This is a genomic window from Microvirgula sp. AG722, assembly GCF_003269145.1.
GTDB lineage: Bacteria > Pseudomonadota > Gammaproteobacteria > Burkholderiales > Aquaspirillaceae > Microvirgula > Microvirgula aerodenitrificans.
Window position 1 is genome coordinate 298,037 of record NZ_QLTJ01000001.1, and the last position, 15,050, is coordinate 313,086.

Annotated in this window: 15 protein-coding genes; 9 read left to right on the plus strand and 6 right to left on the minus strand. The window is 64.4% G+C overall.

Annotation, left to right across the window (positions count from 1 at the left end; genetic code table 11):
- The first annotated feature begins 67 nt into the window (after positions 1–67).
- On the plus strand, positions 68–1,072 hold the full coding sequence (locus tag DFO50_RS01345; protein ID WP_158537386.1) for an RHS repeat-associated core domain-containing protein: 1,005 nt from the start codon (positions 68–70) through the stop codon (positions 1,070–1,072).
- 15 nt (positions 1,073–1,087) lie between these two features.
- Here the strand turns inward: DFO50_RS01345 and hemN are convergent, their stop codons facing one another.
- Positions 1,088–2,500, minus strand: a complete 1,413-nt coding sequence (gene hemN / locus DFO50_RS01350; RefSeq protein ID WP_051528640.1) for an oxygen-independent coproporphyrinogen III oxidase — start codon at positions 2,498–2,500, stop codon at positions 1,088–1,090.
- Between the two features lie 103 nt (positions 2,501–2,603).
- Here hemN and fnr point away from each other — a divergent pair, with 103 nt between their 5' ends.
- The gene (gene fnr, locus DFO50_RS01355; protein ID WP_028498102.1) at positions 2,604–3,359 is read left to right on the plus strand and encodes a fumarate/nitrate reduction transcriptional regulator Fnr; all 756 of its coding nucleotides are present in this window, start codon (positions 2,604–2,606) and stop codon (positions 3,357–3,359) included.
- A gap of 7 nt (positions 3,360–3,366) precedes the next feature.
- Here fnr and DFO50_RS01360 read toward each other — a convergent pair whose 3' ends face one another.
- From DFO50_RS01360 to DFO50_RS01370, 3 genes are read right to left on the minus strand one after another with little or no spacing between them, the layout of a single operon-like run.
- Positions 3,367–3,831 carry a flavodoxin family protein gene (locus tag DFO50_RS01360; protein ID WP_233495159.1) on the minus strand — a complete coding sequence of 155 codons (465 nt, stop codon included), beginning with the start codon at positions 3,829–3,831 and terminating at the stop codon, positions 3,367–3,369.
- Complete coding sequence (locus tag DFO50_RS01365) at positions 3,828–4,742, minus strand: DUF1853 family protein (RefSeq protein ID WP_051528641.1); 915 nt, start codon at positions 4,740–4,742, stop codon at positions 3,828–3,830. Before DFO50_RS01365 ends, DFO50_RS01360 begins: the two co-directional genes overlap by 4 nt.
- 5 nt (positions 4,743–4,747) lie before the next feature.
- Positions 4,748–5,509, minus strand: a complete 762-nt coding sequence (locus DFO50_RS01370) for an RNA methyltransferase (protein ID WP_112691929.1) — start codon at positions 5,507–5,509, stop codon at positions 4,748–4,750.
- A gap of 142 nt (positions 5,510–5,651) precedes the next feature.
- Here DFO50_RS01370 and DFO50_RS01375 point away from each other — a divergent pair, with 142 nt between their 5' ends.
- A complete protein-coding gene (locus tag DFO50_RS01375) occupies positions 5,652–6,440 on the plus strand; it encodes an inositol monophosphatase family protein (protein WP_028498105.1) in 789 nt (262 codons plus the stop codon).
- A gap of 53 nt (positions 6,441–6,493) precedes the next feature.
- Here DFO50_RS01375 and DFO50_RS01380 read toward each other — a convergent pair whose 3' ends face one another.
- The gene (locus DFO50_RS01380) at positions 6,494–7,396 is read right to left on the minus strand and encodes a LysR family transcriptional regulator (RefSeq protein WP_028498106.1); all 903 of its coding nucleotides are present in this window, start codon (positions 7,394–7,396) and stop codon (positions 6,494–6,496) included.
- A 106-nt stretch (positions 7,397–7,502) separates the two neighbouring features.
- Between DFO50_RS01380 and DFO50_RS01385 the strand changes: the two genes are divergently transcribed.
- Positions 7,503–8,522 (plus strand): zinc-binding alcohol dehydrogenase family protein, encoded by a 1,020-nt coding sequence (locus tag DFO50_RS01385; RefSeq protein WP_028498107.1) that lies wholly within the window; start codon positions 7,503–7,505, stop codon positions 8,520–8,522.
- Here DFO50_RS01385 and DFO50_RS01390 read toward each other — a convergent pair.
- Entirely contained in the window at positions 8,519–9,286 is a 768-nt protein-coding gene (locus DFO50_RS01390; RefSeq protein WP_036385103.1) for a helix-turn-helix domain-containing protein, read from the minus strand. The genes DFO50_RS01385 and DFO50_RS01390 overlap by 4 nt on opposite strands.
- 134 nt (positions 9,287–9,420) lie before the next feature.
- Between DFO50_RS01390 and DFO50_RS01395 the strand changes: the two genes are divergently transcribed.
- The 5 genes from DFO50_RS01395 (at position 9,421) to DFO50_RS01415 (ending at position 15,012) form a co-directional block, all read left to right on the plus strand.
- Positions 9,421–10,632, plus strand: a complete 1,212-nt coding sequence (locus DFO50_RS01395) for an MFS transporter (protein WP_036385105.1) — start codon at positions 9,421–9,423, stop codon at positions 10,630–10,632.
- A 184-nt stretch (positions 10,633–10,816) separates the two neighbouring features.
- The gene (locus DFO50_RS01400; RefSeq protein WP_112691930.1) at positions 10,817–11,161 is read left to right on the plus strand and encodes a type II toxin-antitoxin system RelE/ParE family toxin; all 345 of its coding nucleotides are present in this window, start codon (positions 10,817–10,819) and stop codon (positions 11,159–11,161) included.
- Positions 11,158–11,490 (plus strand): helix-turn-helix domain-containing protein, encoded by a 333-nt coding sequence (locus DFO50_RS01405; protein ID WP_028498111.1) that lies wholly within the window; start codon positions 11,158–11,160, stop codon positions 11,488–11,490. Before DFO50_RS01400 ends, DFO50_RS01405 begins: the two co-directional genes overlap by 4 nt.
- A 340-nt stretch (positions 11,491–11,830) precedes the next feature.
- A complete protein-coding gene (gene mutS, locus DFO50_RS01410) occupies positions 11,831–14,365 on the plus strand; it encodes a DNA mismatch repair protein MutS (RefSeq protein WP_036385183.1) in 2,535 nt (844 codons plus the stop codon).
- Positions 14,366–14,586: 221 nt separating this feature from the next.
- Complete coding sequence (locus tag DFO50_RS01415; protein ID WP_146744998.1) at positions 14,587–15,012, plus strand: hypothetical protein; 426 nt, start codon at positions 14,587–14,589, stop codon at positions 15,010–15,012.
- Positions 15,013–15,050: the final 38 nt, after the last annotated feature.

Consider the following 15,050-nt stretch of genomic DNA (forward strand, 5'->3'; position numbering starts at 1 on the left):
CGTTCAGACACCAGTCCATCGACCGCGAATTGATGTGCGGCCAGGAACTCCACGAGGAGGAAACGCCATGCCATCACGTCCCCCGTCTCCGGCAGCGGCCAGGGCAGCAGCGCAAGCCGTCAGAATCTGGAAAAAGCGTCCACGGCTCGGCCTGCATGGCATGCTTTCAGACTATGTCGGCAACAAAAATTACTACCATATGGGTAATGGTGTACGCAGCTACGACCCGATGATTCAGCGCGTCCTGCAACCGGACCCATTGAGCCCGTTCGGGACGGGAGGCATCAATCCCTATGCATTCTGTCTGGGCGACCCGGTCAACAATCGTGATCCTTCCGGTTATTCAGCGATTTCCAACACCGGAATCGCCCTCGGCCTGGTCAGTCTGGTCCTCTCCATTGCCACCTTTGGCACGGCATCCATACTGGCCAGTCTGGGGCTGGCGCTGGCGATCATCTCCGTCGCTACCGGCGCGGCCTCCAATCTGCTGGCCGGCTCAAGCCCTGGACAGGCAGCAACGCTGGGAAGGGTATCCTACGGCCTGGGGGTCGCCGCGAGTCTGGTTAGCCTGGTCCTGGGCGCCATCGGTTTCGGCGCATGGCGGTTGGGCAGACATCTGCGGAAAAACCCCGATTTTGACATGTCACTGAGAGTCTGGAACAAGGGGCCGGGCGTACAGACAGTCGGCATCCATGGCTCACCCCATGTGACGATCGCCGCAAACAAGCTGTTGCGCGCCCCCCAACTGGCCAGACGTATCCGCCCGCTGCTCGACGCCGACACGGACACCGTGTTGCTGGGGTCGTGTCACGCAGGCCAGGGCAACAGCATGTCATCCGTCGCCCAGGTTGTCGCAAACCGGCTGGGCAAGACTGTCGTGGCCGGCAAGGGAACCGTTTCACCCGAGTACCTCTGGAAGTCGTTCACGCTGCACAAGCTGCCGTACGAGGACGTCCGGGTCTTCCAGGCTCAGGGCATGTGGACCTCTGCGCGCACCAGCCTGGTCAATACGGTCCGGTTCGAACAGCAGAGCACAGCGATTTACCTGAGGCAGCTGTACGCACACCATTGATACGGCGTCAGCGGCTCAGATCGTCTTCGAGTAGCGGGCGTGGGTCTGTTTCTCGCGCAGATAGCGGTCGAACACCATGGCAATGGTGCGGATCAGGAAACGCCCCTGCGGCGTCACGGCGATCCACTCGTCATCCAGCTCGACCAGTCCGTCAGCCTCGTATTCGGCCAGCCGGGCCATTTCCGGCGCGAAATACTGCTTGAAGTCGATGCCGAAACCCTCGCCCATCGCTTCCATCGACAGCGAGAAGCGGCACATCAGCGCCTGAATGATTGCCCGGCGCAGCAGGTCGTCGGCACTCAGCAGCAGACCGCGGACGATCGGCAGCCGACCTTCGTCCAGCATCGCATAATACTGTTCGAGGTCTTTTGCGTTCTGGTGATAGCTGGCGCCGACCTTGCCGATGGCCGAGGTCCCGATGGACACCAGATCATGGTCGGCATGGGTCGAGTAGCCCTGGAAGTTCCGTTGCAGCCGTCCCTGGCGCAGGGCCACGGCCAGATCGTCGTCCGGCAGGGCGAAGTGGTCCATGCCGATGAATTCGTAACCGGCATCGGTCAGCATCTGCACCGCCATCTGCAGGATGTCGAGCTTGACCTCGGCCGACGGCAGATCCGCTTCGTTGATGCGCCGCTGCGGCATGAAGACCGTCGGCAGGTGGGCGTAGTTGTACAGCGCCAGCCGGTCCGGACGGATGCTGAGCACCGTCTCCAGCGTACGCCGGACCGAGTCGACGGTCTGGTGCGGCAGGCCGTAGATCAGATCGAGGCTGACCGACTTGAAGCCGGACGACCGCGCGGCGTCGATGACCGTCAGCGTCTCCTCGACACTCTGTACCCGGTTGACGGCCTTCTGCACCTGCAGATCAAAATCCTGCACCCCGACCGACATGCGGTTGAAGCCCTGGGTCGCCAGCAGCCGCACCGTGTCGGCGCTGACCTTGCGCGGATCGATCTCGATCGAGTATTCGCCAGTGGGCAACAGGTTGAAATGGCGACGGATCGCGTCCATCAGCCGCTGCATCTGCTCGTCGGACAGGAAGGTCGGCGTGCCGCCGCCGAAGTGCAGCTGGATCAGGTCCTGGCGCGGCCCCAGCCCTTCGGCATGCAGCGCCAGCTCGCGTTCGAGATAACCCAGATAGGTATCCGCACGCGTCTTGTCCTTGGTAATGACCTTGTTACAGGCGCAGTAGTAGCAGACTGTATTACAGAACGGTATATGAGCGTATAATGATACTGGCTTGGCGCTGGCGCCGATTTGCCTTTGCTCAAGGCAGTGGCGATAATCTACGCCGTTGAATTCGGTGGTAAAACGGTCTGCCGTCGGATACGAGGTGTAGCGAGGACCGCTGCCGTCGAGGCGTTCGATCAACTCTCGGTCGAAAATGAACTGGGCGGGAGCCACGTTGTCGTGAATTGCTGTCGTCATAAATGGATAAACCTCTCAGGCAGTGAACCACTTTGCCTGAATCGTGCAGGGGCGCCTTTGATAGTCGTCAAGCCTGGCATGATAACAACCTGAACGGATCATCATGGCCGAACACAATCCGCTTACTGCCCACACGCTGAAGATCTCCTGCTCGAACTGCAGTCTTCGCGAATTGTGCCTGCCCATCGGACTCAATCGCGAGGAGATGAGCCAGCTCGACGCCGTGATCCGGCAGAGTCGGCGCCTGAAGCGCGGCGAGTACCTGTTCCGCGCCGGCGAGGCGTTCAAGTCCATGTTCGCCATCCGGACCGGCTTTTTCAAGACCTGCATTTCCAGCCATGACGGCCGCGAGCAGGTCACCGGTTTCCAGATGTCCGGCGAGCTGCTGGGCCTGGATGGCGTCTCCAGCAGCCTGCACGGCTGTGATGCAATCGCGCTCGAGGATGCCGAGGTCTGTGAACTGCCGTTCTCGCGCATGACCAGTCTCGGTCGTGACATCCCGACCCTGCAGCATCATTTCTTCCGGTTGATGAGCCGTGAAATCGTCCGTGACCAGTCGGTCATGCTGCTGCTCGGCAACATGAAGGCGGAAGAACGTCTGGCCGCCTTCCTGCTCAACCTGTCCCAGCGCTTCTCCGCCCGCGGCTTCGCCGCCAACGATTTCATCCTGCGCATGAGCCGTGAGGAAATCGGTTCCTTCCTCGGTCTGAAGCTGGAAACCGTCAGCCGCACGCTGTCGAAATTCCAGGCCCAGGGCTGGATCATTGTCGAACACAAGCACATCCAGCTGATTCAGCCGGAGAACCTGAAGACCCTGGTCGGCGGCTGCCAGCAGAGCATGCCGATTGCCACCACCTGAACCCGGTTCAGAACAGTCCCAGCGACAGGCCGAGCGCCAGCGTCGCACCGACCTCGGCCGCGCGCTCCAGCGCGGCCTGGTCGGGCTCCCCATGCACGATCAGCGGCTCGCAGGCCGGCGTCAGCGGATAGCCGCGCGCAATGCGTTCGATCGCGACTCGCGCCCCGCTGCCGTCATTGCCGGCACAGATCAGGATCGCATACGGCAATCCTTCCACCCGCCCCTGGGCCGGGTAGAACGTGCGATCGAAAAAATCCTTCAGCGTGCCGGCCATGTAGCCGAAATTTTCCGGCGTGGCGACAATCAGGCCGTGACAGGCCAGCAGATCGTCGATGCCGGCCTGCTGCGCCGGCAGCAGCCGCACGTCGATCTCCCCCTCGCCCGCCTCACTGGCCGCCGCCGCCGCGGCCCGCGCCAGCTGCAGGTTGCGCCCGGTCTGACCGGCCCACAGGATCAGCAGCTGCTTCATCATTCCTTCTCCCCGCCATCCAGCGCCGCGATGCGCGCCATCAGGGTGGCCAGCCGGCCGGGCTCCGGCCAGTGCGCCGGCACCACGAAGCCGCGCGACACTTCCTGCCAGTCGTCATCGCCGACGGCCTGCATTTCCGCCACCATCAGCGCCTCTCTCCTGCCCGCCAGCCGCGCCTGCAGCTCGGCGGCGGTCTGCACGTCGGCCCGGCCAGCCCGGGCCGGGGACAGCCAGTCGAGCCGGAGCAGGTGCAGATAGCGGCTGTCGGCCGCCCGTGCCGGCCAGGCCTCCCCCTGATGCCGCCACCAGTGCACCGGTTCGCCGCTGCCGGCCGGCCGGAACAATTGCCCGCGCAACACGGTAAAGGCCGGGCAGCCGGCGAAACCGGGCGGGAGGGTCGCCGCCGCACGCGCATCGCCGGCCAGCGCCAGCTGGCGCACCAGTTGCGCACGTTTCAGCGCCAGCGCATCGCGCAGGTCGGTCCCGACCCAGCACTGCGGCGCGACTTCCAGATAGAACTTGCACGCCATTTCGACATGGAGCGGCCGTCCGTCCAGCCGCAGCAGGAAATCGAACTCACCAAGGGTATGCGCCTCGACCCGCACCGCGCGGTTGGCCGCCACCAGTTCAAGCTGCGCACTCCGCTGTGCCAGCCAGAAGGCCAGCAGCGCCTCGGCATGGGCGCCAAGGCGCCCGGTGCGCCGGGCCGCCAGCCAGTCCAGCAATACGGCAGGGCGGCGGTCCAGTGCCAGCAGCCGTTCGGCAGCCCGCGGTCCGGCCAGCAGGGCCCGGTCGAACTCGACACCGCTGTCCCACGGCGACGGCCCGAGCAGCAGTGACGCCAGTGCCCGCACCGCCGGTTCGCGCAACGAGGCCAGCAACGGCAGCAGGCGGGGATCGGCGGCGCAGTTCACGCGACTCAGTCGTGTCGGTACGGGTCCGGCCCGCAGCGGCGTTCGATCTGCTTCAGCATGCCGCGCAGGATATCGATCTCCTGCCGCTCCAGGCTGGCGCGGTCATACAGGGTGCGCAAGCGGCGCATCAGCCGTTCGCCATTGCGCCGGTCATAGAAACCGATACCGTCGAGCACCCGGTCGAGATGACCATAGAACCCTTCGACCTCTTCATGACTGGCCAGTTCGGCATTGGCCCGCAAATGATCAAGCGGAAATGCCAACTGGCTGAACAGCTCATAGCACATGACCTGTACCGCCTGGCCGAGGTTCAGCGAAAAATAGTCCGGGTTGCCGGCAATGGTGACCAGCCGGTTGCAGCGCGCGACCTCGTCGATCGACAGTCCGTAGGTTTCGTTGCCGAACACCAGTGCAACCTCGACCCCGTCGCGGGCCGCCGCCAGCAGCTCGGCACAGGCGTCGCGCGGCGCGGCCAGCGGCGTGGTCAGCTCGCGCTTGCGGCTGGTCAGCGCACAGGCGATGGACACGCCTTCCAGCGCGGCATCGAGCGTGCCGGTCACCACGGCGTTCTCCAGCACATCGGCCGCGCCGGATGCCAGCGTGGTCGCCTCGGCATCGGGAAAACGCTTTGGCTCGACCAGATACAGGCGGGTCACGCCCATGGTCTTCATCGCGCGCGCGGCGGCGCCGATATTGCCGGGATGGGAAGGACGCGCCAGAACGACGCGCACATTACGCAAAAAATCAGGGACTTCGGGTTTCGACATTGAGAAAACTGCGTTAAAATTCCGGCCATCAAAAGGCCCGGAACATCCAACTGTCCGGGTCTTTATCGTTCCTTAAACCCGGACTATCCAGACGCGCGGCGGCAAGAATTCGCGGCGCGCCCCCTTTGCCAGAGAGGCTCCCATGCATCCGATGCTGACCATCGCGGTCAAGGCCGCGCGTCGCGCCGCCAACATCATTCAACGCGCGTCGAACAACCTCGACCTGATCCGCGCCGAGCAGAAACAGCACAACGACTTCGTCAGCGACGTCGACCGTGCGGCCGAAGCGGCCATCATCGACATGATCCGGGATGCCTACCCCAAGCACGCCATTCTAGCCGAGGAATCGGGCGGGGCCTCGCTGTCCGACGCCGAATACCTGTGGATCATCGATCCGCTGGACGGCACCACCAACTTCCTGCACGGCTATCCGCAGTATTGCGTATCCATCGCCCTCGCGCACAAGGGCCAGATCCAGCAGGCCGTGGTCTATGATCCGAACCGCAACGACCTGTTCACCGCCAGCAAAGGCGGCGGCGCTTTCCTCAATGATCGCCGCATCCGCGTCAGCAAGCGCATCAGCCTGGCCGACAGCCTGATCTCCACCGGCTTCCCGTACACCGACGTCAGCTATCTGGACCAGTACCTGGCCATGTTCGCCGACATGATCCGCAAGACCGCCGGCGTGCGCCGCGAAGGCTCGGCCGCGCTCGACCTGTGCTATGTCGCCAGCGGCCGCGTGGACGGCTACTGGGAACTGAACCTGAAATCGTGGGACATCGCCGCAGGCAGCCTGATCGCCCAGGAAGCCGGCGCCATTGTCACCGACGTGTTCGGCGAGCAGGGCTGGCTGGAATCCGGTGACGTGGTCGCCGCCAACCCGAAGGTGCTGGCGCAGATGCTGCACACGCTGGCACCGCACGTCCGGTAATCATTTCCGGCAGTTTGCGATCCGCCCCATGGCAGACCTCCGGTCTGCCATTTTCATTTATCGACGGCTGCCAGCCGCTCGGCCAGCCCCCATGTTCCGACAAAATCCAGGAAGGCGCGCAGCGCGGCCGACACGTGGGTGCGGGTCGGATAGACAGCGAAATACTGGTTCGGCAACGGCGGATACGCTGCCAGCAGTTCGACCAGTTGCCCGCTGGCCAGCTCGCACCGGCACATGAACGCCGGCAGCATGGCAATGCCGGCACCATGAACGGCAGCCTGCTGCAGATACATCAGGCTGCTGCTGCGCATGCCCGGCGACGGCACGACCCGCTGCAGGCCATCCGCCCCCGTCAGCGGCCAGTCCGGGGCCGGATGATGAACCAGACAGGCATGAGCGGCGAGATCGGCCGGTGAAACCGGCAGGCCGGCGTGCGCCACATAGTCCGGGGCCGCCACCAGAGCACGGCGCACCTCGCCGACATGCCGGCTGACAAAGCTCGAATCCGCCAGCCGCCCGGTACGAAACGCCAGATCGATGCGCTCGCCGATCAGGTCGAGATGGGCATCGGTCACCAGCATGTCGACGCTGATCAGCGGGTAGCGGCGGCGAAATGCCGGCACCAGCCCGGCGAACAGCAGCGCGCCGGAGGCCTCCGGCGCAGTAATGCGCAACTGGCCGGCCGGCGCATCGCGCAGCCGGGAAACGGCCGCATCGGCGGCACGACCGGCTTCGACCATGCGCTGGCAGTGGCCGACATACAGCTGCCCGGCGGCAGTCAGACTCAGCTTGCGCGTACTCCGCTGCAACAGCCGCACACCCAGCGAGGCTTCCAGCCTGGCCAGTTGCTGACTGACCGTGGATTTGGGCAGGCCGAGCGCCTGCGCCGCAGCAGTAAAGCTGCCGCTTTCCACCACCTGCACAAAGACTGCCATCCGGTCGAATTCCGGCGTCATTGTTCATCCTGACGGACAAAGTTTCCACATTGGGCAGTCTAATCGGCGAATCCACCGCCGACTACACTTCCGGCATCACTCATCGTCATCGCCTGGAGACACCACCATGAAAGCCGTCGGCCTGTACCGCTACCTGCCCATCGACCACGCCGAGTCGCTGCTCGATATCGAGTTGCCACTGCCGGAACCGGGACCGAATGACCTGCGCGTCGCCGTGCGCGCCATTGCCGTCAATCCGGTCGATACCAAGGTGCGCGCGCCAAAAGCACAACAGGAAAGCACGCCGCGCGTGCTTGGCTGGGATGCAGCCGGCGTGGTCGATGCCGTCGGCCGCGATGTCACGCTGTTCAAACCCGGCGACCGGGTCTACTACGCCGGCGACATCACCCGTCCCGGCTGCAACGCCGAGTTCCAGCTGGTCGATGAACGCCTGGTCGGCCCGATGCCGGCCAGCCTCGACTTTGCCGCCGCGGCCGCTCTGCCGCTGACCGCCATCACCGCCTGGGAGGCCTGCTTCACCCGTCTTGGCATCAGCCCGGACGGGCAGGATGCCGGCAAGACGATACTGATCGTCGGCGGTGCGGGAGGGGTCGGTTCGATCGGCATCCAGCTGGCCAGAACGCTCGGCCGGCTGACGGTGATCACCACCGCCTCACGAACCGAATCCGCAAGCTGGTGCCGCGAGCTCGGTGCCGATCATGTCATCGACCATCGCGGCGACCTGGTCGCACAGGTTCGGGCACTGGGGCTGGACACGGTCGACTACATCGCCTGCTTCAACGACACCGACCAGCACTTCCCGGCACTGGCCGAGCTGATCCGGCCGCAGGGCACCATCGTCACCATCGTCGAGAATGCCCGCCCGCTGCCGGTCGAGCTGCTGAAAAGCAAGAGCGCGGCCTTTGCCTGGGAGTTCATGTTCACCCGCGCCATGTTCCGCACCGACGACCGCATCGAGCAGCACCGTCTGCTGGCACGCATCGCCGACGGCATCGACGCCGGCCGGCTGCGCTCCACGCTCGGCGAAGTGCTCGGCCCGATCGACGCCACTACCCTGCGTCGCGCCCACGCCCGGCTCGAGGCCGGCCACACCATCGGCAAGCTGGTACTGGAAGGCTGGTCCTAACGGAAAAACACACTCGGGGCGACACCAAACTGGCGCTTGAACATGGCGGTGAACGCACTGGGGCTGTCGTAGCCGAGGCCAAGGGCGACATCGACCACCTTGCTGCCGGTGGCCAGTGCTTCCAGCGCTGCCTGCAGCCGGGCCTGTTGCCGCCACTGGCCGAAGGTCATGCCGGTCTCGCGCACAAAACGCCGGGCAATGGTGCGCGGATCGAGCGCCAGTCGCGCCGCCCACTGCGCCAGTGTGGTGGCATCGTCGGGGCTGGCCACCAGTGCCGCGCACAATTGCTGCAGGGCCGGGTCCGACGGCAGGGTCAGTTGCAACGGCAGGGTCGGAATCTCGCGCAGCTCATCCAGCAGCAACCGCATCAGCCGCCCGTCGCGAGAGTCAGACAGATAAGGTATCCGGACATCGATGGCAGCCAGGATCAGCTCGCGCAGCAGCCCGGAAATGCCGAGCACCCGGCAGCTGTCCGGCAAGTCCGGCGCGGCATCGCAGCGGATAAAGACCGTGCGCATGCGCACATCACCAACCATGCGCACCCAGTGCGAGGTGCCGGCCGGCATCCACAGCCCGCGCGTCGGCGGCACCACCCACTGTCCATGCGCGGTGCCGACCACCAGCACCCCCTGCACGGTATGGATCAGCTGTGCGTTCGGGTGACTGTGCGGCGGCGTGACATGACCGTCGGCATAATCGATCGCCATCGCAATCACCGGCACGTCACGCCGGTCGTAGGCCAGATAGCGGGGAGGGAGCTGCATCGATGACCTTTCGCTGGCATCGGTGCAGTCCACCTGCCCGATTTGCGCCAGTTGCTGCCTGATTCTCGCAGGACGGGCAGCAGGTCGCCAGTTATGATCAGTCGCTATCGCCACCCACCCTGCGCTCCGACGTCATGACCACCACCACCACTGCCCCGCCCCGGGCCGACAGCGAACGCACCGGCTTTCGCGTGCTCGGCGCCATCAGCTTCTCGCATTTCCTGAATGACATGATCCAGTCGCTGATCCTGGCGATCTATCCGCTGCTGAAAAGCAGCTTCCATCTGAGCTTTGCCCAGATCGGCCTGATCACCCTCACCTACCAGATCACCGCCTCGCTGCTGCAGCCGGTGGTCGGACTGTATACCGACAAGCGACCGCAACCGTACTCGCTGGCCATCGGCATGGGCTGCACCCTGGTCGGTCTGCTGACGCTGGCGGCGGCGACCGATTATCCGACGCTGCTGCTGGCTGCCGCGCTGATCGGCACCGGTTCATCGATTTTCCACCCGGAATCGTCGCGCGTGGCACGCATGGCATCCGGTGGCCGCCACGGCCTAGCCCAGTCGATCTTCCAGGTCGGCGGCAATGCCGGCAGCGCAATGGGCCCGCTGCTGGCCGCCTGGATCATCATTCCGCAAGGCCAGCGCAGCGTCGCCTGGTTCTCGGCCGCCGCCCTGCTGGCCATGGTCGTGCTGTGGAAAATCGGCGGCTGGTATCGCCGCCAGCAGCGCGCCCGCAAGACCGCTGCCCGCACCGCACCCGGCCATGCGCTGTCGTCGCGCCAGGTCACACTGGCCGTCGGCGTGCTGTTGATGCTGATCTTCTCGAAGTATTTCTACCTGAGCAGCCTGACCAGCTATTACACCTTCTACCTGATCCACAAGTTCCAGCTGTCGGTGCAGTCCGCGCAGCTGTACCTGTTCGTGTTCCTGTTTGCCGTTGCCGCCGGCACCCTGCTTGGCGGCCCGATCGGCGACCGCATCGGCCGCAAGCGGGTGATCTGGGGCTCGATCCTTGGCGTGGCGCCGTTCACGCTGCTGCTGCCGCATGCCAGCCTGGCCTGGACCGGCCCGCTGACCTTCATCATCGGCTTTATCCTCGCTTCGGCCTTCTCGGCCATTCTGGTATTCGCCCAGGAACTGCTGCCGGGCAAGATCGGGGCGGTATCCGGCCTGTTCTTCGGCTTTGCCTTCGGCATGGGCGGCATCGGCGCGGCCGCCCTCGGCCGGCTGGCCGACGTGTACGGTATCGACATGGTGTACCAGCTGTGCGCGTTCCTGCCGCTGATCGGCCTGCTGACCGCCTTCCTGCCCGACCTCGGCCGCCGGGCGGAAAAACGCTGAGGTCCCGCCACCCGGTCCCGGGTGGCGACCGTTCCCTCCGCCGTCTGATGCACTTTTGCGACATTGTGCCTGCAACCCTGTGGAGGGATTTGCTGCAGGCACGTCGCAGGAGGACGCTTGCCCTCTGCGGGTGACCCCACACGCGGCCACTGATCGTGGTATAAAATTTTATACATGACGTATCATGGAAATCGACAAGGAAATTCGCTGGGCAGGCTCGGCCTACACCGATTTGCTGGATTTCCCCGAGGACGCCCGCCGGCAAGCCGGCTTTCAGCTGAGCAGGGTGCAGGCAGGGCTCGACCCTGCCGACTGGAAACCGTTCGACGAGATCGGTCCCGGCACACGGGAAATACGCATCAGGGAGAGTGATGGCATCTACCGGATCATGTACGTCGCCAAGTTCGAGGAAGCGGTTTATGTCCTGCACAGTTTCCGGAAAAAAACGCGGGCGACCAGCGAGCGCGACAAGCACATCGCCAGGCTGCGTTACCGCGCCGTGGTCAATGCCAGAAAGTTCGAGCGATGAAAATTGATACCGAAATCCGCCATGTGACCAGGGCAGACGCCAACCTCTTCTCCGAACTCGGCTTTTCGCCAGAGGAGGCCGGGCGTCTGCAGGCCGCCGCCGCCAGGGAAATCAACGAGACACAGCGTCTCAAGGTGCAGTTGATGACCGAGCTGGCATCGTGGATTGAACATCATCACCTCAAGCAGACAGAAGCAGCCAGCATCCTGAGGGTTTCTCGCCCGCGCGTCTCGGATGTCATCAACAGGAAAACGTCGAAGTTCTCCATCGACACCCTGATCGAGATGCTCGGTCGCATAGGAAAACCGGTCAGGCTGGAGATTGACTGACCTCCAGACGGCTCATGAAGGCGGGCACAGCCGGTCACAGAGGCGTCGGCACACGCCGACCGGCAGAAAATATCGTGAACACGGTACACCGGTGTGCACGCAATCCCTCCGCCGTCTGATGCACTTTTGCGACATCCTGCCCCCCGACGCCGGCAGATTCTGCCGGCGTTCTCGCATCCGGGGTATGTGTTCCGCGGCGCGGCATTGCACAATAGCGGTTTGCATTCACGTCCCGTCCGCCCGGTAAACCGACGGACGGTCGCTTATTGAGGACACGATGGCCGGCAAGCCGACACCCACCCCCGCAACCGATTCCGCCAGCACGCCGCAGCACACCCCGATGATGCAGCAGTACCTGGGACTGAAGGCCGACCACCCGGACAGCCTGCTGTTCTACCGCATGGGCGACTTCTACGAGATGTTCTACGACGACGCGGTCAAGGCCGCACGGCTGATGGACATCACGCTGACCGCCCGCGGCCAGTCCGGCGGCCAGCCGATTCCGATGGCCGGCGTGCCGTTCCATGCCGTCGAGCAGTACCTGGCCCGACTGGTGCGTCTCGGTGAATCGGTGGCGATCTGCGAGCAGATCGGCGACCCGGCCACCAGCAAGGGACCGGTCGAGCGCAAGGTGGTCAGGGTGGTCACCCCGGGCACGCTGACCGATGCCGCACTGCTCGACGACAAGCGCGAAAGCCGGATCGTTGCGCTGGCCTGGCGCAAGGGGCGGCTAGGCATTGCCGCGCTGTCGCTGGCCAGCGGCGATTTCCGCGTACTCGAAACCGATGCCGAGCGGCTGACCAGCGAACTGGAACGGCTGAAACCGGCCGAAATGCTGGTCGCCGACGACAGTGCCACGCCGGCGCTGCCCGGCGGGCTGGCCGCCAGCCTGAAGCGGCTGCCGCCCTGGCACTTCGACGAGAGCAGCGCCCGCCAGCGGCTGGCGCGCCACTTCGCCGTACAGGATCTGGCCGGTTTTGGTGCCGAGGACCTCGGCGTGTCGCTCGGTGCTGCCGGTGCCCTGCTCGAATATGTAAAGAATACCCAGTCGGGCGAACTGAGCCATGTCGGCGGGCTGACCGTCGAGCATACCGGCCAGTATCTGGACATGGATGCGGCCACCCGCCGCAACCTGGAACTGACCGAGACCATTCGCGGCGAGTCGTCGCCGACACTGGCCTCACTGCTGGACCGCTGTGCGACCAGCATGGGCAGCCGCCTGCTGCGCGAGTGGCTGCACCACCCGCTGCGTGATCCGGCCGCCATCCGTGCACGGCTGGATGCGGTAGCTGCCCTGCAGTCATCCGGCAGCGAGCTGCACGCCACGCTGGACGGCGTGGCCGATATCGAGCGCATTACCGCCCGCGTTGCCCTGCGCAGTGCCCGCCCGCGCGACCTCGCCAGCCTGCGCGAAAGCCTGCTGCGCCTGCCGGCGCTGCGGGCGCAACTGGCCGGCGGTCAGCCGGCCGCGCTGCTGGCCGTGCTGCATGATGCCCTGCCGGCGCAGTCGCCGATCGCCGAACGGCTGGCACTGGCCATCAGTGCCGAACCGGCGGCCATGGTGCGCGACGGCGGCGTCATCGCCGGCGGTTTTCATCCGGAACTCGACGAGTTGCGCAATATCCAGCACAACTGCGGCGAGTTCCTGCTGGCGCTGGAAAACCGTGAGCGCTTGCGCACCGGCATCACCACGCTGAAAGTCGAATTCAACAAGGTCCACGGTTTCTATATCGAGGTCAGCCGCGCCCAGGCCGACAAGGTGCCCGACGACTACCGTCGCCGCCAGACGCTGAAAAATGCCGAGCGCTACATCACGCCGGAACTCAAGACCTTCGAGGACAAGGCGCTGTCGGCCAACGAGCGCGCCCTGGCGCTGGAAAAACGCCTGTACGAGGCACTGCTCGACGAACTGGCCCCGCACATTCCCGAGCTGCAGCGCATTGCCCGCGCCGTTGCCACGCTCGACGTGCTGGCCAATCTGGCCGAGCGTGCCACCACCCTCGGCTACTGCAAGCCGGTGCTGACCAGCAGCAGCGTGATCGATATCCAGGCCGGTCGTCACCCGGTGGTCGAGTCCCAGGTCGAGCGTTTCATCCCGAACGACACCCGGCTGGCGGCCGACCGGAAACTGTTGCTGGTCACCGGGCCGAACATGGGCGGCAAATCGACCTATATGCGCCAGGTGGCGCACATTGCGCTGCTGGCGCATATCGGCAGCTTCGTGCCGGCGCAGCAGGCGTCGATAGGGCAGCTGAGCCGGATTTTCACCCGCATCGGCGCCTCGGACGATCTGGCCGGCGGTCGCTCGACCTTCATGGTCGAAATGACAGAAACCGCCAATATCCTGCACAACAGCGACGCAAACAGCCTGGTGCTGATGGATGAAGTCGGACGCGGCACGTCGACGTTCGACGGCCTGGCACTGGCCTGGGCCATCGCCCGCCAGCTGATCGAGAAAAATCGCGCCTATACTCTATTTGCAACCCACTATTTCGAACTGACCCGGCTGGCATCGGATTATCCGACGGTGGCCAATGTCCATCTGTCCGCCGTCGAACACAAGGATCGCATCGTCTTCCTGCACCATGTCGAAGACGGGCCGGCCAGCCAGAGCTACGGTATCGAAGTCGCCAGTCTGGCCGGCGTGCCGGCCCGGGTTGTTCGTGAGGCCAGGAAAAAACTGGCCGAACTGGAAAACCAGGCAGCCAGACATGACGGGCCCGACCTGTTCTCGATGGCAACAGCGCCAGCAACGGTTCCGGAAGAGGTTTCCGCCGTGCTCGATGCCCTGTCCGACCTGGACCCGGATGCGCTGAGCCCGCGCGAGGCACTGGCGTTCCTGTTCCGAATCAAACAAAAAATAGGAAAATTCTGATTTTTCCGAAAATTCCCAGCAATTATCCAACAGTTTTCTATATTGGCTATGTCAACGGACCCGGAACCCCAGCAAAAGCGGTTTTATACTCCGTGATGACAGCGAGAAATTGACACCCATAATGGGTAGAAAACACAAAAACAAAACCCATTAGTCAACATTCATAACCATAACCCAGGGGCCCTCCCTTCCAGGTCCCTTGCACTGAAGGAAAACAGCACATGTCCGCGCAACCTGGAGCCACGGCCCCTGCCTTGCAATCCTTGCTTTGCCCCGATGACAACCATGTTGCTCCGTCGCTGGCCGAGGTACGCAGCCTTGCCCAGCGCTGTCTGGGCAAGTTTTCCCGACATGCCATGTCGCTGATCGGCGCGCACGGGATCAGCCTGCCACCGGCACTGGACCTGTTCGGCACTTCGGAAGGCAATATGGCAATCCACGGTGCTCACCCGGATGCGGACCTGATCGATGCCGTGCTGTGTTGCGATATCCAGGCAGCCCAGTATTTCAAGGAAGCCGAAGTCCTGTTCGAAACGGTCAGGACACTCGAAACCTCATCGGCCTGTGCGCCCCGTCAGGACAATGAGCGCTTCCACATCGGCCTGACGACGACCGGCCCGGTCGCCTACTTCACGACAGGTGCCTGACACCATGTCGAACCCTGTCGCGTAGCCGGAAACGGCTA